This window comes from Priestia sp. KCTC 13724, assembly GCF_056820425.1.
The window spans coordinates 49,563-69,010 of record NZ_JBXDLD010000171.1 but is presented as its reverse complement, the minus strand read 5'-3'; the positions used below and the strand labels follow the sequence as shown (position 1 = coordinate 69,010).

The 19,448-nt window shown below is 38.4% G+C and carries 24 protein-coding genes; all 24 read right to left on the bottom strand.

Translation table 11 applies throughout. The annotated features are described in order from the left end of the window. Position 1 precedes the first annotated feature (1 nt). On the bottom strand, positions 2-286 hold the full coding sequence (locus tag AC1UFB_RS19635; RefSeq protein ID WP_482589862.1) for a hemolysin XhlA family protein: 285 nt from the start codon (positions 284-286) through the stop codon (positions 2-4). Between the two features lie 90 nt (positions 287-376). Further along, positions 377-553 (bottom strand): hypothetical protein, encoded by a 177-nt coding sequence (locus tag AC1UFB_RS19630; RefSeq protein WP_482589860.1) that lies wholly within the window; start codon positions 551-553, stop codon positions 377-379. Then, the gene (locus AC1UFB_RS19625) at positions 550-822 is read right to left on the bottom strand and encodes a hypothetical protein (protein ID WP_482589858.1); all 273 of its coding nucleotides are present in this window, start codon (positions 820-822) and stop codon (positions 550-552) included. Before AC1UFB_RS19625 ends, AC1UFB_RS19630 begins: the two co-directional genes overlap by 4 nt. A 3-nt stretch (positions 823-825) precedes the next feature. Then, complete coding sequence (locus AC1UFB_RS19620) at positions 826-3,381, bottom strand: hypothetical protein (protein ID WP_482589856.1); 2,556 nt, start codon at positions 3,379-3,381, stop codon at positions 826-828. A gap of 15 nt (positions 3,382-3,396) precedes the next feature. Continuing rightward, a complete protein-coding gene (locus AC1UFB_RS19615) occupies positions 3,397-3,693 on the bottom strand; it encodes a hypothetical protein (protein ID WP_482589854.1) in 297 nt (98 codons plus the stop codon). Beyond that, entirely contained in the window at positions 3,694-4,587 is an 894-nt protein-coding gene (locus AC1UFB_RS19610; protein WP_482589852.1) for a hypothetical protein, read from the bottom strand. Continuing rightward, entirely contained in the window at positions 4,584-5,720 is a 1,137-nt protein-coding gene (locus AC1UFB_RS19605; RefSeq protein ID WP_482589850.1) for a baseplate J/gp47 family protein, read from the bottom strand. Before AC1UFB_RS19605 ends, AC1UFB_RS19610 begins: the two co-directional genes overlap by 4 nt. Beyond that, entirely contained in the window at positions 5,695-6,057 is a 363-nt protein-coding gene (locus tag AC1UFB_RS19600; RefSeq protein ID WP_482589848.1) for a DUF2634 domain-containing protein, read from the bottom strand. Before AC1UFB_RS19600 ends, AC1UFB_RS19605 begins: the two co-directional genes overlap by 26 nt. Continuing rightward, a complete protein-coding gene (locus AC1UFB_RS19595) occupies positions 6,054-6,389 on the bottom strand; it encodes a hypothetical protein (protein WP_482589846.1) in 336 nt (111 codons plus the stop codon). Before AC1UFB_RS19595 ends, AC1UFB_RS19600 begins: the two co-directional genes overlap by 4 nt. After that, positions 6,389-7,216, bottom strand: coding sequence for a phage protein (locus AC1UFB_RS19590; protein WP_482589844.1), 828 nt, complete (start codon positions 7,214-7,216; stop codon positions 6,389-6,391). The genes AC1UFB_RS19595 and AC1UFB_RS19590 overlap by 1 nt, the downstream gene beginning before the upstream one ends. After that, the gene (locus AC1UFB_RS19585) at positions 7,213-7,566 is read right to left on the bottom strand and encodes a phage baseplate plug family protein (protein ID WP_482589842.1); all 354 of its coding nucleotides are present in this window, start codon (positions 7,564-7,566) and stop codon (positions 7,213-7,215) included. The genes AC1UFB_RS19590 and AC1UFB_RS19585 overlap by 4 nt, the downstream gene beginning before the upstream one ends. Positions 7,567-7,580: 14 nt before the next feature. After that, positions 7,581-8,126 (bottom strand): LysM peptidoglycan-binding domain-containing protein, encoded by a 546-nt coding sequence (locus AC1UFB_RS19580; RefSeq protein WP_482589840.1) that lies wholly within the window; start codon positions 8,124-8,126, stop codon positions 7,581-7,583. A gap of 2 nt (positions 8,127-8,128) precedes the next feature. Continuing rightward, entirely contained in the window at positions 8,129-12,769 is a 4,641-nt protein-coding gene (locus AC1UFB_RS19575) for a peptidoglycan DD-metalloendopeptidase family protein (protein WP_482589839.1), read from the bottom strand. Between the two features lie 213 nt (positions 12,770-12,982). Further along, positions 12,983-13,246, bottom strand: a complete 264-nt coding sequence (locus AC1UFB_RS19570; RefSeq protein WP_482589837.1) for a hypothetical protein — start codon at positions 13,244-13,246, stop codon at positions 12,983-12,985. A 104-nt stretch (positions 13,247-13,350) separates the two neighbouring features. Next, a complete protein-coding gene (locus AC1UFB_RS19565) occupies positions 13,351-13,746 on the bottom strand; it encodes a phage structural protein (protein WP_482589835.1) in 396 nt (131 codons plus the stop codon). A gap of 15 nt (positions 13,747-13,761) precedes the next feature. After that, positions 13,762-14,772: a DUF3383 family protein gene (locus AC1UFB_RS19560; protein WP_482589834.1), complete on the bottom strand. Its 1,011-nt coding sequence runs from the start codon at positions 14,770-14,772 to the stop codon at positions 13,762-13,764. A gap of 1 nt (position 14,773) precedes the next feature. Further along, on the bottom strand, positions 14,774-15,259 hold the full coding sequence (locus tag AC1UFB_RS19555; RefSeq protein WP_482589833.1) for a phage neck terminator protein: 486 nt from the start codon (positions 15,257-15,259) through the stop codon (positions 14,774-14,776). Beyond that, complete coding sequence (locus AC1UFB_RS19550) at positions 15,240-15,605, bottom strand: hypothetical protein (RefSeq protein WP_482589831.1); 366 nt, start codon at positions 15,603-15,605, stop codon at positions 15,240-15,242. The genes AC1UFB_RS19555 and AC1UFB_RS19550 overlap by 20 nt, the downstream gene beginning before the upstream one ends. Next, positions 15,598-16,218 carry a hypothetical protein gene (locus AC1UFB_RS19545; protein WP_482589830.1) on the bottom strand — a complete coding sequence of 207 codons (621 nt, stop codon included), beginning with the start codon at positions 16,216-16,218 and terminating at the stop codon, positions 15,598-15,600. The genes AC1UFB_RS19550 and AC1UFB_RS19545 overlap by 8 nt, the downstream gene beginning before the upstream one ends. A 1-nt stretch (position 16,219) precedes the next feature. After that, positions 16,220-16,555 (bottom strand): DUF4054 domain-containing protein, encoded by a 336-nt coding sequence (locus AC1UFB_RS19540; protein ID WP_482589828.1) that lies wholly within the window; start codon positions 16,553-16,555, stop codon positions 16,220-16,222. Positions 16,556-16,569: 14 nt separating this feature from the next. Next, positions 16,570-16,902 (bottom strand): hypothetical protein, encoded by a 333-nt coding sequence (locus tag AC1UFB_RS19535; protein WP_482589826.1) that lies wholly within the window; start codon positions 16,900-16,902, stop codon positions 16,570-16,572. After that, the gene (locus AC1UFB_RS19530) at positions 16,902-17,801 is read right to left on the bottom strand and encodes a DUF2184 domain-containing protein (protein WP_482589824.1); all 900 of its coding nucleotides are present in this window, start codon (positions 17,799-17,801) and stop codon (positions 16,902-16,904) included. The genes AC1UFB_RS19535 and AC1UFB_RS19530 overlap by 1 nt, the downstream gene beginning before the upstream one ends. Positions 17,802-17,830: 29 nt before the next feature. Then, a complete protein-coding gene (locus tag AC1UFB_RS19525; RefSeq protein WP_482589822.1) occupies positions 17,831-18,292 on the bottom strand; it encodes a structural cement protein Gp24 in 462 nt (153 codons plus the stop codon). A gap of 33 nt (positions 18,293-18,325) precedes the next feature. Continuing rightward, on the bottom strand, positions 18,326-19,408 hold the full coding sequence (locus AC1UFB_RS19520) for a DUF2213 domain-containing protein (protein ID WP_050689172.1): 1,083 nt from the start codon (positions 19,406-19,408) through the stop codon (positions 18,326-18,328). Positions 19,409-19,448 lie beyond the last annotated feature (40 nt).

Here is a 19,448-nt window from a genome sequence, read left to right as displayed (position 1 = left end):
TTCAACTTCCTCCCTTGAACACTGTAAAAACAATGGCAATGCTACCACCAATGATCCCTGTAGAAACAGCTACAATGATTGCATTCGTAATAGTACGTTTAAGCCAAGTTGTATTTTCGTTAATACTGTTCAACATATTTTCAATAGCTTGAATCCTTCCGTCATGACGGGTAGTGATTTGCTTCAACTCTTGTACTTCTTTTTGCAGTGACTTAATATCCGTTTTCATTTCGACTATCTCTTTCTGAGTTGTATCCATCGGTTGAGACTCCGTCGCATTTGGCATGGTTCTCACCCCTTTTATAAAATAAAAAGAGGACTAAAAATAGTCCTCTGCAATTTATATCTCTATCTTTTTTTCATAAAAAAATAACGCTTATTCAGCGTTTACTACAGGTTGTCCATCAGTTGTTGGTTCTTCTGGATATACTCCCACTTTTTCAGGATAGCCAGCGGCCACTACATCCGCTTTTACTTGTTCTTTATAAATGGATGGCACGCGGTCAAATGAAAAGTCACGTAAAATAATGCATGTTGTGTAGAATGTAATCATTGTTTTATTGCCTCCAATTCTGCTTTTAGTTCTTGATTATCTGCTTTTAATTGCTCCATATCTATTAATAATGAACCAACCATTTCAGCAACAGCTTGGCTATCTTCCATGTTGATAGCTACCATTTCGCCAATATTACTCATATCCTGTGTAGGTGCGCTATCGTCTTGAATTTCTGCTATCATTTGTTTTTCTTGAGCCTCTGTAATTCCTAGCTTTTGACGATAATACACAAGCAGCTCATCAACACTCATCATAGGTGCATTCATACTTTACACACTCCATCCATTTGCCTTGGCAGCAAGTAGTAATTTATATAAGTAGCGGTCATGGACACTGGCTAATGTTTTAACATCAGCAAGCTGCTCATTCATTTGATTCACTGTTGAGCGGATGCTTGTGTTATAAGTAGCAAGTACATTGACCGGATTTGTTGTAACCGTTTCTTTTTCCTGTATCAAGTAAGTAATGTAATAATCAGCAGTTGGATCATAATTGCCTTTGTGAATAGAAATGCGATACTTGCCATAGGCATACTTATCACTCCACTTATTAAATAAAAGAAATGGAATACCATTTTCATATACAGCTAATATATTTTTAGCCTTATTTTTTAATTTTGCATCTGGGATAGTAGGGTGATTAAAAAAGTTAAATTCAAAGTAATCTCCGTTTATAGTAGGAGTAACTTTTTCTCGAATAACAACACCGCTATCTGTAGAGATTTGAACTTGGCCACTCACACTCAGTGCCCCCTCAATTTTATCTGTCACATCAATTACTCCTGGAGAAGCAAGCTGATAGAGAAGGCGATAACCTGTATAACCAGGTGCCTTATTTACTTTCACATAATCAAGGGCTTGGGTTGGCGCATCTGTTCCATCTACTACTGAAATCCATCCTGTAGGTTTATTGTTCCCGTCAACTGTTTTAACTTTCCAACCGTTAAAATAGGCAGCAACCTCTAATCCTGTAGGTGTATAAGCAGAATTAAATCCTGTATCAACGTCTGAAAGTGTTAGATAAAGCAGCCCACCACTCATATAACTCTGATCCTTATCAAAACCTGGATAAGCATGATTGATTTTCTTACCGAATGGATTAATCACAATTTCTGTATCTTTCTTTTCATTCCAGACTGTAGAACGAACTGTTTTGTATCCTTGATGATTTTCTGCAAAGTCCCAACTTTTTGATCCATCTAAAATATCTTCCTTGCAGTTGTTTAAAACCTTCCACCGGCCATCCGCTTGATACAACAAATCATTAACGCCATTAAACCCACGAAGAGTGGTTTCTGTATACAAATAAGCGGGATTACGTGGGACAAATGCTTTTTCTTTATCACCTAATGTAAGCATTGGCTCTGAAAAGATAATTTTACCGTTAGGAACAGTAATGTCGTTTGTAATCCGAACACTCGCGTATTTGGCATTTGAAGGTGTTGTAAACCCACCAGTTATAGGAGCAGCGTTATACAAGATATCGCCCTCTAAATAAATATGCACACGAAAAGGCATCGCAATATCAATATTAGGCTCTAGATTTCCGGTGTAAAAATACTTTTGGTTAGGTAATAAAGGAATAATAATTTCTGTGAACTGGTCACGTTCTGTCGCGTTTAACTCTAACTCATAGCTTCCTGTTACCTTTGAGGTTTGACTTGGGTGAAGTGCCCATTCAGATAAAGGAGGTAGTAAGTTTTCTCCTTCAATTGAAACAACAGGATTTTGTAAAGACTTAACACCCTCTACGGCTGGATAACGATTAGTAACAAATGTTGCACCCCATTCCACTAAAATTTTGTCATATTCTTGTCTTGAAATTTCATATAGAGGAACACGTGGATTATAAAAACCAGCTGTTGGTTTCAGTTTGATTTCAACTTCCATAAAGTTAGTTGTTAATTCTGAAGGGATTACTCCATCACTAGTATCTGAATACATGATAAAATGGGCAAAACCATTAGAGTCTATTGCGTCAGATATCCAACTTATTTCATAGTGGATATCCTGCTGGGCCAATCCGCTTTTGGTGATAATATATGGATCCCAATTATTTATACTGTTTTTCCATGTTCTAAGGTAAATATTTTGGTTTGTTGCACCTGCTCCCTTTCCATAAAAATTAGCCATGATAGTTGAAGTATTATTAATAATCCAAGTTATTTTTTCTGTTTTTGAATTACCTGGAATTATCCCTACTTTTCTTTCGAGATGTTGTACGATATCAATTGAACATAACTGTTGCGAAAATTTATTGTTTTCACTGGTTTTATTAGTGAAGTACTCTAAATCGTATTTGCTAACCTGCTTATAAACCGCATCTGTAACTTCCCACCAAATAGGATCATTCGGAGGGAATAAAGTGGTTTCCTCAACAGATTTAAAGATATGAGGATTTTCTAAAGTACGACCGCTAACTTTCTCGTGATAGTTGGCAATTCCCACGATAGAAGGCTTTGCATTAATCCCTTCGAATTTTGCGATACCTCTATATTTATTTTCTCCTAATAAAATTGATACGTTTTCATCAGCAGAAGCTAATACATAGTACTTCCCCCTTTCAAGTTCGCTATTTCCTAAGCTAATTAACGTGCGTCCTTGAATTTCAACATCCAAAGGTGATCCATCAGGTGAATTAAGTACACTTAAACCATAAGGTAATGCAACAGTTTCTTGTGCTTGTTCTTCCATCTGAGCATGAGCGGCAGCAATTCCGTTTTCCATGTTATTTAAATGACCTGCAGAAACTGGCGTCCCTTCTTGTACAATGTTGCCTTGAGAGTCTCGTATTCTATCTTTCCAAAAAGTTTTTTGATATGTCATAGAGTGTCAGGCCTCCTAAATCTTTTTTAAGGTATATTGAAATTCAATTAACAACCCGCGTATTTCCGGCTTTGAAATGTTATCTGGAGTGTCATCAAATGTATCTCCATCTTTATCTAATAGCTCAAAACGTGTTAGATTACCGACAACTGTTTCATCTAGATACAAATAAAATTTGATTATATCTCCTATCTGATCCACCTTATATAGTGGTGTTTTATATTGCACACCGTTCAAGGTATAGCGTCCTTCTTTTACCAATGTTTTGATAAAATTCTTTGTCTTCGAGTGTCCAATCGTTGTAATAGCCATTTATCTCACTCCTTCCGTATTAGTTTCTCCGCAAATAGGATAAGGTTGATCCAACGCAAAATAACCACGCTGACAATCAATGCCTGCCTGGTACTGTGTTGCTTGATTTTCTTCTAATCCACCGCAAAGTTGATAATCATTTTGTGTAGCAGCATAGAAACGACTCAAAGTGAGATCCTGCCCTACAAATAAGGCTATATTGTCACCCATAAGCGTATTTTCACTAGCAATCACATAATCATTAAACGCGGCTACATAAGAGCTGCTTATACCTAACGACTGCTGGTAAAGTCTATTTTGATTTGAAATAACTTCTTCTGTGCCAGCTACCATTTGACCAGTAAAGCTTTCATAAGGGAATACCCACCGCTTATAAGAACGTTCCGTTAATAATGCACGTTCAAATACATAATTCCATGTGGTTCCTATCCCGTCGCCTACAATGCGGGATGTATGTTCAAAGGGTAAACCATGTAAGTTTCCATCACCTTTTACCGTAATAAATAACATGGCGGCTTGTCCGTCAAAAGGTGTCCCTTCTAACTGCCAGCCTTCTTCCACACTAACGAACTGATCACCTAAATAAATGCGAAGCAATTGATTGACTGATTCAATATCTCCTACAGATAAGTTAGAAAAGATTTTCGTTTTGATTAGTAAGCGAAATTGTTCATCAGATGAGTTATCCCGCATCTGCCCGACATTTTCACCAATAAGGTCTAATGTGGTTCCTTCTGCATCATCAATATCTCGCCATTGCTCCGTCTTTTCTAGAGTTGCTTGAACCTGTTCTAATTCATCAGAGAATACCCGTATGATTTTACCGATGTTACTATTCTCATTTTTCGTGAATAGATCCGTTAGCTTAGAAATCATGTCTTTAAATAACGTCACGTGACCACAACCTTGTCTAGACTTGTGCGCGCCACTGAATCTGTTCCTATCGCAATGTTTTGAACGTTATAGCTGATTCCATCCGTTGAAAGAACAATTTCTAAGTCGTCAATGCCCTCTATTGTCGAAGTGATACGAATAAGCTTTGATAACACTACATCGTCACCAATCGATAAGTTAGATAAATAATCGACTATAGTTTGTTGCAGTAATGACTTTCCGTTTGAAGGGAAGGCATCGCCTGGTGTGACTTTTACTTTTACATAGATATCAACAAAAATAGGACGGCTAAAGCCAATGGAATGAATAATCCCTTGTGAATCTGTTATATCTACAATCGTTGTCCCAAAAGATTGAATTCCTCCGGCTTTTTTTCGAAAGATAGCAGCAGCCACATCTAAATCATTTCCACCAAAAACAAAGGGCGCAATCGCATGAGGAGGGATTCCGTTATGCTCAGTTCCATAAACGTTTTGATTAATTAATGCATATCGAACTCCTGGCACTTCAAGAACTTCATCAATTAAAGAGGTACCTTGAGAACCGGATTGAAAATACCTTTTCCTAAATTCTGAATCAGTTTCCTCTTCTTCACCGCCAGATGTAGCTTCTAAATTAGTCACCGCTTCTACTTTATCGCTTGGATTTACAATAACGGTAATTTCATTAGCCCCTACATTCCCGATTTCACCTGCTATGGTACATTCTACCGGACCAATACCATACGTATCTGAACCAATTTCAACGTTGTCAGTAAGGTCAAACACTACGTCTCGTTCCGTCTTAAACTGATTTCCCGCTTCTACTACATGTCCAGGAGTTCCTTTTATGCGAATTTCACCATAGGCTCGCGTAGATCCATTCCTTGAAATGCCTATATATGGTCCTAATCGATCTAATTGAACACCTGTAGCCTTGCTTACAAATGCTGAATTGTAGACACGTTCAGCTAATTCCCAAACAAGAGATAAAAACCATGCAAAAATCATAAGTAAAATACCTAGTGGACTCCTGGCAGAAAGATTAATATCCGCTCCAAATCCTTCTTTGAATTTCTCTTCCATATCACTTTTTAACTCTTGATAGGTCTTTCGTTTAAAACCGTTTTTATCTAGAATCGAACTCACCTCCATCTAAAGAAAGCTGTGTCCCGTTTGTTTTCTCAATTGATAGGCTGACACTCCGCTTTCGCTTGGCTTTATCATCGTCAAATACGACAGAGGGAATAGAAGCCACGCGATCTTCCTGCATCAATGCCTCAATGATATCGTCTCGCGCTAAATCTTGATTAGCAGGCTTCCCCGTTACATTGTCATGAGAAAGACCATGAGTAGAATCTAAAAAGAACTCGCCCTTCCGTGTGCCTAAAATGGCTTGTACGGATTGAACAAGTTCTTCATCACCATCAATCATAACTAATTCGCCATTTTCAATCACTAAGTCACCGTTTAGTAATTTAGGAGCTTTCATCTTTTAAACCTCCCTACGATAACGGCATCGTTTACACTATGTCTTCTTGTATGAACCGGATCAAATGGCTCTTTTCTCAAATAATCTAATGAACGATCAGCAAAGTTGATATAAACAATATCACCAGAAGCTAAAGGTCCTTTTGTTTCAACATGATCTAAAATATAAGCATCTGATACTACCGCATACTCTTCTCCATTGTCTTTTCTGAATAAGGGTTTTATATCAGCTTTATCTCCATGTACAGCAATTACTTTAGCGGGTCCAGCCACATTAATACTTGCACGTAATGCCTCTGCAAAGTCCACAAAAAACTGAATATCGTCAGCCATTAAATCACCGTCATTTCTGTTTTAAAATCATTACCAGCAGCTACGTGCTTCCCTTTCTTCGCTCGGTATTGACCATTTGCTGTCTTGCTCTTAATTTCGATAATGGAAGCAGTGGAAATACGATGTTGTAGCAAGCAGGTAGCTGTATACCCCTTATAATCATCTTCCTCAAATGGATCTGGTGAACCTAACAACCCAGTAGCTTCTTCTAACACAAATCGTTCGTCTGTACCTTCTTTAATCGAACGAACAACGAGTGTACCTTTTCGATAATATAGAGCGGCACCACAGTCTTTAACGACTTCATTAAGGTTGTTTAAGATATTTCCTGTAACGGTGTAGCCACTTGCATAAGAAGGGTTCTTAGGCAGCTTCATTTCTCCTAGCCGTATGCCTAGAGCGCTTACTAAACGCTTAATAATAACATCGGCTTTTGTCCCTTTGGCGAATGCTATTTCCAAACTTTTTTTGCTCGTACTTATGGAAGAAGAAACTTTGACTCCTGAATAGTCTTGCCCCTCAATCATGTAAATAGTTGTAACCTTATCTACTCCATCTCTTTTAGTTAACACACTAGATATTTTACCTTGTGATAAAATTCCATAATCACCCTTGTATCCAGCTTGTAGGATCAGTGTGCAATCCTTCTTAATATGGTTAATAGATGTATTAGATAAGTTATAAATTTCTACTGTGATTTGATTAGGTGTAGAATCATCATCAAATGGTACTTCAAATTGGATATGAAAATCCTCATTTGAAAAGTCAGCTTTGTAATCACCTTCTACATGAACTTTTATAACACGGCCGAATAATTCATTACTCATGATTCTTCTCCTAGGGTTGGCTCTGATTCAACAACAGCTACATCATCAATGTATAAAAAAGTAGTAACCATAAAGTTATCAAAGGTAATGCATGTTTCTTTGTCTGCCTCATCCATCACTATAAGTGTAGGTGCTGGTAACCTTGAATTTATAGAATCTTGCCACAAAGGTTCATTCAAAACTAATTTTTCACCCATAATGATGGGTTCGCGCCGGATATTATATAAATCTACAGTAAAAAAATCACCTGCTTGATTGTAGTTAAACTCAAATACAAATGTTTCATTAGCTAAGTCCATTTCAAATTGTTCCGGTAACGCCTCTTTACTAATGGGAATATAATCACGCATCTCTTCACCTCTGTTTATTTGACTCTCAGGCGTACGCCAATCGGGATGTAACGATCTCTGTATCCATTCCAAACTCTTAACTGTGGAATACTTGTTCCGTATTTTTTCCACATATCCCAATAGGTATCATTCTTTTTTACGAGATGGTACACCGGCTTCGCTACTGGTTTTGTCGTAACCGGTTTTTTCTTACCGTTATTTTGTACTTTTACCCAAGGAGTAGAAGCAATACGAATTTGTCTTAGTTTAATAGATACATCTTTTCCGTTAGCATTATTTGCATCAACAGAACCATTTATATCTAGAATAATTACGTTTTTAGCAATGTTGCGTCCAACATATGTTAAGATTGTTCCACTTCTCATGCATTTTTTTAGATATTCATAATCTGCAGTATAGGTAGGCCCATTTAAAACGCCAGAGAGTGAAAATTCATCTGGCTTTTGTTCAACATGATCTGTCATCGGTATACCTTTTTCTACTGGATAAGAAGTTGCCTCAATAGAAGAAGAATCATCTTCTTTCTCAATTAATACTGTAATATTACCTAAACGAGCCATTTTCACCCTCCTATTAGACCTGACTTGATAAGTACCTCTTGAAATTTTTTATACTGTTCTGCTAATGCTTCATCAATTTGTTGCTTTATACTTTTTTCACTTTCTTTAGTACTACTGTCTCCACTGATAGTAATAACTGGTTTAAATTCAATGTTAATTTGTGAAGAGCCTGAATCACTTACAGCGAATGTAGGATTTGTAGTTTTATCTTCCTTCGATTTGCCAGTGAATGTTTTCTTTGCGAGATCATGAATATTAGGCCATACCTTAGTTCCAACCGGTAGGTCAGGGAATAGAGTAGGAACGCTAGGACTTAAACCCATTTGTCCATTCGGAAGCATGAAGGGCTCGTTTAATCCACCATCACCGAGTATGGCATCTCCACCAACATGAAAATTAGTTCCGTTTTTGTACTTGCGTTTACCCGTTGGACCCCACCCACGCTTGCCATAAGGCAAGTTTTTGCGCCATGATGTGTTATTGAAAAAGGCGAGAAGTTGATCATAACCAGAATAAATATTGTTATGTCCTTTTACGGCATACGCTTTAAATGTTTGCGGAATGTATTGTAAAAGACCGCGGGCAGGATTTCCATTTCTAGTATTAATATCACGTACAGCAGATGATTGAGTAATACCTTGATTACCGCCTGATTCCCTTTGGATTTGAGCGATAATGCCATTTACTTGAGCTGGTGTTATGGATTCCTTCATTGCTGCTGCAGCCTTTAAAATCATAGGGCGCCATGCTGCAGCCCCGCCTTTGATATTAGGAGCACCCCCGCCTGCTTTACCTTGTAAGTAAGCCAGCGGATCAATATAGGAGCCATTTCGCTTAATTTTCAAATCAAGGTGAGGACCTGTAGAGAATCCCGTTGAACCAACTTGACCAATAACTTGTCCTTCCTTAACATGTTGACCTTGTTTAACAGAAGGTGCACGTAGCATGTGGATATATGACAACAAGTCGCTTCCTGACTGGATACGCACCCCATTACCCGCGGTACTTGATCCAATAATGACCTGTTTAACAATTCCATCAGTTAATGACTTGATAGCTGTTCCTGACGGTGCGGCTAAATCAATACCATGATGGACTCCACCCTTATGAACTTTGTCATTCTTGTTTCCGTTTGGTGTGAATCTTGTACTAATACGGAAAGGACTTCCTAAATAATAACTCCCAATACCTGTGCCAGATGCATCTCCACCTAGGAAAGAGAACTCTTCCATTTTCTTCTTAACAAAACCTAAAGCATTATCTTTAATCTTTGTTAAAGAAGCAGGAAAGACTTTATTAAACACTTCACTGATGGCAGGTGGTTTAGGGACAAAGCTAGCAAATACCTTTTTAAGCAGCTTAGATGGCTCTGAAACATATGACCAAACATCAAGCGAAAGGTCTTTTACTTTATTAGCGCCAGCAACAGCTGTATCCTTAACAGCTTTTCCTGCTCCAACAGCCTTATCTTTTGCAGCGCCAGCAACGTTTTTAGTTCCTTCCCACAGGTCTGATGCCACACTTTTAAAGGAACTACCTAAGTTTCCTTTATCATAAGCTGGTATCATACCAGATTGCATTAACTGTTGAGTTTGAGGACCAGAAAACACTTTAGTACCTTGAGGTAAATTCAATAATGTATCAGTTGCTGGTGACATCCCCATTGCACCACTAGGAGTGACATATAACTCTTTCATGCCACCATCACCAAGAATTGCAGGTCCACCAGGATGATATCCTGTACCAGTAGCATATTTAGGCACCCAAGGATCTATATAGAAGTCTGCACCGATCTTCTTCATGATCCAGTTTAGACCACCAGTGGCACCATTGATCATTTTCTTAAATCCGCCAAATACCTTGGAAGTAAGAGTCTCGATTCCACCAGTGACTTTTCCAGCCATACCCTTAATTCCAGCGCCTATTTTACCAGGTAAATCCTTGGCACCTTGTACGATATTTTTAAAGGTATTAGCTACATCATCTTTAATCATGCCAAATAGCGCCTTCGTTTCAGAACGCGCTGTAGTCCAGGCTGACTTGATAGATGAACCTATTCGTCCTAGCATTCCTTTAATTCCGCCAAACAGTGAAGTCCAAATACCCACTACTGCATTCTTAAATCCAGTCATGATATTTTGACCTAGCAACTTCATAGCTGTAAATCCATTTTGGACTGCACTTTTAACATTTGTAACGCTAGCTTTAAAGAGCGATATTAAACCTTGCCACAAATTCACAAACACACCGCGAAAACCGGAGAAAAAGAGCTTACCTGCGCTTAGAATACGACCAAACATCATTAAATTAATGTAGTTCCATACTACTTGGATAGCTCCAAGGAACATCTGTTTCAAGCCTTCCCACATTTTACTGAAGTCTCCAGTAAATAAACCTGAGAATACTTTTACAGCACCCATAATGACATTTAAAGCACCGTTTATTATGCCTTTAATATTTCCCCATACAGATTTTATTAAAGTTAGAACAAGAGGCCATATGAATTTCATAACAGACCAGATGGCATTCATAACGGTACTTATAAATGGGCTAATAGCTCCCCATATATTTTTTACGGCTTGAAGGATTTGTTGGCCATTGTTATCCCAGAATGCTTGTAATTGAACTAATTTCGCGTGAACAAAAGTAGTTACTGCAGACATCGCTTGATTAATATAAGGCTTCAAAAACCCCCATACTTCCAGCGCCTTATTTTTTATAGCAGTCCACCCACTGATAACTGCATTTCTGAATGTTTCAGAGCGTGTCCATAGTAAATAAATGGCTGCACCAAACGCAATAACGGCTGCGGAAACTAGCACTACAGTGCCCATCATAGCAGCTAGACCTTCTACTAATGGACCAATAAACACCCACGCTGCGGCAAATGCTGCTTTTAAGCCCATGATATAACCTATACCTGCTGCAAGAGGAGTTAAAATAAGAGCAAATGTAGCAACTAAGTATAGAAACATTCCAGCTAGCTTAGTGATCCACGGATTAATTTCGTTAAGTTTATTAACAAATTTTCCAATGGCAGTTCCTGCATCAACAACTTTAGCAGCTAACTTACCCCAAAATTCAACAAATGGCCCAACAGCTTCAGCCCATGTTTTCTTAAACTCGTAAAGCGAAGTGCCTAAAGGAGTTAATGAGTCCTGAAGATTTTTTACTTTTAACTCGGTTTCCTGTTTTAACTTTTCCAGTTCAGTAGTAGCTGCTTGCCTTGCTAGTTGGTGTTTCTGCCTCCACAAGTCCACATATTTATTTAGCTGAGGTTGAGACATTTGATTTAAGGCAGCAATCTGTGAAGCTGCTTCTGGTCCCATCTTACGTAGACTAGCAATAAAGCCTTCATCTACTCCTTTGCTAGCAAGAGAGTTAAGGTTTTTAGACCAATCTTGCATAACCTTAACTTGACCTTGAAGATTGGATAAAAGCTTTTGCGGACTGGTCTTTTCTAATTGAACTTTTTCGAACAGTCCCCAGGTGTCTATAATCTCCTGTGTACGAGTCTGTAAAGCATCTCTATAATCTGCCCATGCTTTAGCTTGAGCAGCTAAATTCTCTCCGACGTCGGGTCCTTTTGCTGCATTCGCTAAAATAGCTGTAAATCCAGCCCATGCAACAGAGGTAACCATTGCTACAGACTGCATACGCATAACACCTTGTGTGATCATGCCAATCATATCCTGAAGCTCTTTCATACTCGCGTTAGGACCAAGCATTTGAAGAGCTAAAGAAGCAGCACTGCTTTCCCGTGCCAATTTTGACAAGTTAGAAGTAACAGAAAGTAATGGATTGTTGACACGTAATAATGAGTTGCCCATACGGTCGTAATTCTTAGCGATTTTTTCACTTTGACTACTCATAGCAGACATGGTTGCCACTTGTTGAATAATACTTTGACGCATAGCAACGTTATTATTAATCATTTGATCAGTAGCCTTTTTATGTTCTTTTCCCAGTTTATGAATTTCGTCCATAAACTCTTTATTGGTTCCCGTGTACTTGCCCATCTGAGAACCTAACTTGTACATATCATGCTCCGTATTCATGATTTGTTGACGATATTTAAGCAACTCATTATGGTTACGAATAAGAGACTTACGCATATCTTCACTCATACTTTGCCAATCTTGTGCTAAGCGGGTTGCACTACTTCCACTCGTACTTGCTAAGGCGCGAATAACATCACTTTGGCGCCCTAATTGATTATTCAGTGCTTGAGACTCATCAATCATTCGTTGAGTAGATCGCCTATTAGTGTTCATTTGATTATTCATTTGTTGCATTTGTTGATTGGCTTTGCCAGTGTTTTGTCCCATTCGCTGTGTGTGTTTACTAGCTTGATTTGTACTCTGATTCATCTGCTGCATCTGATTATTAGCCTGGTTCGTATTTCGATCCATTTGCTGCATTTGTTGATTAGCTTCACCCAACACTTGGTTAGCATGGTTACCTTGTCTATACGTTTGAGTCAATTGTTGATTAGATCGTTGCATTGACTCATGCCATTCTCTCGTAGCATCATCAGTTTGTTGAAAGGCTCGAACTGTCTCGTTTAAATATTGATTAAGCTCTATAACAGGGGCTAAGTTGACACTGGGCTGAATTTTTACATCCAAATCGCGCAGGCTCATGTTTTACCTCCTTTCTTTATTCTTTTCAGCTGTTAGATCTTGTTCGCTTCATTCTTCTTAGTGATTAAAATATCTAATGCTGTATTGACTTGCTGAAGCTGATAATAAGACATCTGGCGAGCCTCTTCGTAGCTAAGTACTCGCTCTACAATAGGTCGCCAGAATGTCCAGTTTTCCATAACTTCTTTTTTTAGAAGGCTAGGAGTTTTCCCCTTATTTTCCAGTTCTAAGAAAGGTAATAGACTCGTTTAACAATTCTTCCATTCCATCGTGCTCATCGAAGTAAGTAAAATTCACTCGAGGCTCTACTACTACATGAGTGAACACTTCTTTTGCCATCTGTTTGTTTGAAGTCACACCATTACCTACTTGAATACGATCCTGAATGTCTAACCACGCTTCCGTTCCTGGATGTTGTAATGTGTAATCTATACCTGAAATTGTTACTGTTTTTGTTTTTCCCAATTTACCTGCCATTTTAAATTTCTCTCCTTTTACGTATAAATGTAATAAGGCAGCCCTATTGGACTGCCTGGTGATATTGGTATTCTTTTTATTTAATTTAGCCTTTTTCAATTACATCACTCTTCTACATAGTCGAAGACTTTAAATTGAAACTCTCTCCCACCAGCTTCAGCATCATATTCTTTACCTGGCTTCTTTACAATACGAGCTTGAGTTCCACCAGCACGTTCTTTAAATGATCCGTCATTGTAAATAACCCAGACTGGAAAGGGCTTTTTAGAATTTGCTAGCTGCATTAATGTTTGAAGCGAAGGCGAAGTTTGAGATAATGTGACTGTGACTGTTCCAAGCTTGTTATTCGTTTCAGAAATAATGACTTCTCCTATCGCGGAAACTTTTGTTGAAAAAGAATCCTCATCTTTTTCTGCTTTCATCATAGAACCTTCATCAAAACCTGTAATATATACACCGTTAGCAATGAATGAAGCATTATTAGCATCATAAGTACGCATTTATCATTATCCCCCTTAAACTAAAATTTGCCCTTTAACATTTGCACTATGGATACCACCAGATTGCTGGTAAGAAAACGATAAGCCATTATAAATACGCTGCGCTCTTTCGTCATCCGGAACCTGATCCGCAGATAGCGTTGATACAGTATAAACTGGGTTTCCCTCTACATCTGCCGCAATAATACCTTGATTGAATGCTTGTTGCAAAACAGTAGTAGCAGCACTATCAAGTAAAGCAATACCGCGGCTGTCCATTGTCACTCTCTTGTTATTCATGAGAATACCTTGAATAGAGCTTTCCATATTTGCTTTTACCCATGCTTGGCCGTGTAATAAATCAATAAATTCACCACTCACAGTGAATCCTTCACTTGTTTGACCAACACCAGTTTTCGTAACATAAGCAATAGCTCCGTCTTCATGAATGGCTGCTAATTCAGCTGCATTAATATCAATAGGTGTAATACCTGTTAATGTTTTAAACTTCCATGTGTTCTCGCCTACTTGCTGACTTCCTAACTCTCCAACCAAAGCAGCATCTGGATGTTCACCTGGTGTTGGATGATAAAAGTCGATAACACGCTTATAATTCTTTGTTTTAAAAGCATTACGGCTTTCTACATCGATCGTTTTTACTGAATAAAATTTAAAACTCTTGCCTTCCACATAATCAGCAACAGCAATTTCATCTGTCAGCTCTAAGCCTGCTGTTACAACAAAAAACCAATCCCCGTCATAATACTTTTCTACTGCTGCAGCAGCTGTCGTTACTTCAGTACCTGCAGGATCATATGTTGCAATTGCTAAAGTAGCTGGGCGATTAGGTTGAGCAAAAATAGCAGCAGCTTTTTTGTAAGCTTCCGTCGTTGTTTCGAAGTCAGGTGATACATCTGAAATATCACTGTATGTTTTGTACTTACTTTCACCTGTCTTTTGTGTAATAATAAGTGGCTTACCTAGTCCACCGACCAAACCGGACGGCTTTACTAAATCAATCGTGACAATAACATCTTGTAATGCCATTTTAAATACCTCCTAAATTAATAGTTTCAATTGTTTCGCTTAGCTCACGGATCTGTTCGTCAGTTGCACGAAAATGAACATCGAATCCATGTTTATATTCATAATGTTCAACAAGAAATGTTGTACGATCTTGAATATTCCCCACCTCAACAACTGCCAAGTTTTTGTTTCGAATAAATTCTTGCCCCATAAATAAAAACCACTGATGGACTTTAAATGCATTTTCCATAGTGGTTTCAATATCTCCAGCATAAAAACTAAAGGATATGGTGAATTTATATTGTTCAATACGTTTTTGATAAGACACACCATTCTCAGCATAGTCAACTAGCGCACCACGACCTCTTCCCTTGATGTAAGGAGAAGTAATGTTATATACACCATAAGGTAAAGGGGGAGAAGGGTTTGTTGTATTTCCTTTGATAATTTGTAGCCCTGTATCCCTCTTTATTTGAGCAATCATTTCTTTAATTGTTGCTATGTTCATGACCTGCCCACCTTGCTAAATAAATAAAGACATCCGTATAATCTGTGAAGTCCTTAAAGTTCTGCACAGTGTAAGGGATGCCTTTATATTCGATTTTCTGTCCTGGATTAAGAGCTTCGATTGTATAGACTTTACGGTCTTTTACACTATAAGTACCACTCTCTGAATATCGAAGGTCATCTTCTGATAAAGGAAGAATAACCCCAAATCTATTTTCAGGCTGAGGATTCCCCCCAGGTACCCAATCTCCTTTATCGTTGTAATAACCGCCCTCTTGTTCAACAATTGCCACAAAAGGAACACCATTTTCTACAACCATTTCTTTAAAACTAATAATGTCAGGCATTTCTTTCTACCACCCTCCAAGTTACACGGGCACGAAGGCCACCAGTGTCAATTAAAGGATTGGATGAGCCTTTATTCTCCATAGTGATAGGACTATTCCCAGGAGAACGTAAGGTAGTAATCTTCTCTTGGATATCAGCAGCTGCCTTTGCCCCGACTCGCTCAAATAAAGTCTTTGCATCAATTTCAAATGCTAGCACCTTATCGATTAATCGCTCCATAAACTGCACCCATTCATCATTCTTTTCATCAAATGTTGAACGGACAAAAGAGCGTTCCGGTATGGTGACGCTCTTAACAAGAATGAACATGACTTTTAAATTGTCGCCATCTTGAACGGCTAATATATTTTTACCTTTTGGCTTAAATAAACCGGGAATGTCCGAAGCTTTACGACCATCTGCCTCTTTTGTAGGGATAGTTAGAAACTGCTTCTTAGGCTTAATAGTTATTCCATATTCATGTACATTTGCAATCATGGCATAGAATGAATCATCAGAAGCAAAGATACCAACTTCTACTGAGTATTTATCAAGATCCTCTAAAGCTTTGATTAACTTATCGAAATTATCATTTTTAACAGTCATTTTTACAAAGCCCTTTTGTCTAGCCATGTTAAATCACCGTTAGATTGATACTATTTCGCTTTGTAAGCTTTTTTAAGAGTCTTGAATATTCTTGCCCATATGGTGTAGATTCAAGTCCTACAGCAGTATTTGAGACGTTATATTCAGTCTCCATAACGTCTAACTTCTTTCTTTTTACTGTTTGAGCCTTTAAAGTCGCCAAATGAGTGGCATAATAGCGAATTAACCGCTGTTTGTTGTCCTCTGATATATCTAGATCATCTACCTCAAGGGCGGCGTCATCAATAAAGATTTGCAGCACGTCTGGAGACATACTAACTAAATGTTCAGCAGTCTTTTGAATGATTTCAGGTGTTGTTTTCAAATCAATCACCTACCTTATTCCAATTCTTCTCCTGAACCATTTACGATTAAGTTACTTTGTTCAGTGATAGCAGCGAGAACAGTACTACGCTTCTCTGTAGACTTCCACTCTTCTAATAAAGAAAGCGAGAATGTGTCCTTCACTAATTCAATTGCTTCATTTGCATTCAAATCCTTTGTTGTTTTAGCAGATTCATGAGCTACAAGCTCTTCATTTTCGACTAAATCCTGTATTAAAGGATGGGCACTAAATTTCTTCCACTCACTAAGAGAAAGTTGATTAGCTCCAGGGACCAACATAACACCCGCAGCATGACGAACGTATTTACCTTTGTTTTGTACTAACATCAGGCACCATCTCCTCGTACAATTGCCATTGGATAACGTACAATTGCACCGCCTGTACGCTCTTCTAGTGGGATTTTATAGTTAGGAAACTTGTATTCTTCCGGATGACGCATAATGTCCATCGGAATAAGTACTTCAACTACATCTGGTGAGCTATCGAATACTAAGAAACAATCGGTACCACCTTGACCTTGACCTTCAATATCAGATGTAAATTCAATACGACTGAACCAATTTTGGCTACGTAAGTATTGAAGAACTGTCTGATTTGTATATTCGTTGTACTCTTTTTCAAGCTCTTCCATCATGTCAGGCGTAACAACGAGTGTATCTGCATTGTGTCCAGGTAAACGATTAACTGCAGAACGAGCTTTACGTAAATCAGATACGATTTCTTTACCTGTTTTATCAGCCCACTTTGTTGAAGTACCAGCTTTGTTTTGGTCAATTGCAATCGTTTGGATTCCTTCTGCATTTGTCACACCAAGAATATTGTGTTTAGTGTCCCCGATCCATACGATACGATTTTCTTTTTCAGCAATGGCTTTACGTGCTGTATCAGCCTTTGCTGTTTCGATAGGTTGGCCTGCCATTTGCGCCTGGCGTAACTCCTGAACAGACACTCGAAAAGCAGCAGCAACAGAATAGATTTTTTCCGTATGGCGCTCCATGTCAGCATCCACTAATGGAATATCTTCTGCACCTGGAGCTAATACTTTAGCAGCACCAGAACGTTTAATAACGTCATAGCTGTATGTTTCCGCACCAGCAGGTACATCAGTCTTCACATTGAAAATGGTACGAGCTTTTAGCTCTTCTTTCTTTGCTTCATAAATCTTATTATCAATGGACTCTAAATCAATCGGACGAATAACACCGTCTGCTCTATATTGGGACATTCTTGCTCACTCCTCATTCTTACTAGTTTTTAAGGTAAATTGATTTCAAGTTGTACTAAGCCACCTGCTTGAGCGCTTGACTTAAATGCTGCTGAAGGGAATGCAATAACTCCAGATATTGCTGTATCAGCTGGACGGAAGTTACTTGTAGAAGGATCTACAACTACCCCGTCACCAATCACTACATCTTCATCAACCTGCACCCAAATAACACCTTTGCGGACTGCAGCAACAGGATCATATTTTAAATATTTTTGATCATCAGCTTTCAATACCCAATCATGAATTTCTTGCGCTAATGAAACGCCATAAGGTTTACCGCCTGCTTTAACGCGTGTGATAGTTTCTCCATCTGCACCTAATTGAACAGCAACTCCATAAGGAATATCTTCAGCTGCGGCTTTCGTATCAGCACTATAATCTTGATAATTGGCAAGCTTCCCTTTACCGCCTGCTGCTGGCATATATTTGTCATAACTTGTAATAGCCATCTATATAGCCTCCTATTTTCATATTTTGATGTTTTATTTCATGTTTAGACGTTTGTTTTTCATCTCTTCAATCTGCTTATTAGATGAACTACCGTCACCAGTAAACATATGATTGTTGCCTGTTGAAGAAAATCCTTCTTGCTTAGCACGTCCTAAAGTCGCATCAAAAAAGGCGTCGATATAATCATCTGATTTACCGTCGCCTTTAAAGTCAGGTTTTGCTTTTTGAATAACTGCTTCTTTGATTTCACGCTCTGATTTGCCTTTAAAATCAAAAGAATCACCAAGGAATGTTGTTGCGCCACTGATTAACTCAACACGAGATTGTACCTTTGCATCTAGTTCATCAGCAGATAAATTGTTTTCCTTTGCTTGTTTTAAATCTTTCTCAGCATTTTGGTACTTCACTTCTAGTGCATCATAGCGACCTTGTAATGTATCAAAGTCCTTCGCTTTTAGGTTAGCCGTATCTAAGCGTGCTTGCTGTGCATCCAAAAAAGATTTAACAGTTGAATCTACTTCATACTCCTTGCCATCAATTGTATATTTGGCCATATTAACATCTCCTTTTCCTTCACTTGAATCAATTTGATAGGCTGCTGAATCACCACGAATGGATACTTCTGGACCCACACGCCCTTCATCAACAATCGCAACATGATTAACTTCAGTATTTCGTTGAACAAAATCATATTGTTTGCCGTCATATGTACCCTTTTCTGGTACCACATCGGCTAAAAACCCAAGGCTAATCTCACGTTTGCCGTCCTTAATCTTTTGAATTAATCCAGCATCCGTAACAGTAAATGAGATATAGAGTTTAAAATCTTCTACTCTCGCGTCATTGTGAGTTAATCCCTTGGAATAAGTATTATAGTTCTGCAAAGTAACAGGCTCATTAGGATGATCGTCCGTTACAGGTTTTGCATGCGCTGAAAACATAGTACGGTCACTGAAAATTTCTTCAGGAAGCTTAGCTTCAAGTTGTACCGAACCATCTTGTCGCATGTATGGGAATACTCCTGGGCGAGTAATAGGTGCTCGAACAGTCAGGTACCCTTCATTTGTTTCGTTATAGTCTTTTATAAATGTACGATCATAACGCTCGTGCTTCACACATTATCACCCCCTTCCCGGACAGAACCGGACAAGATAG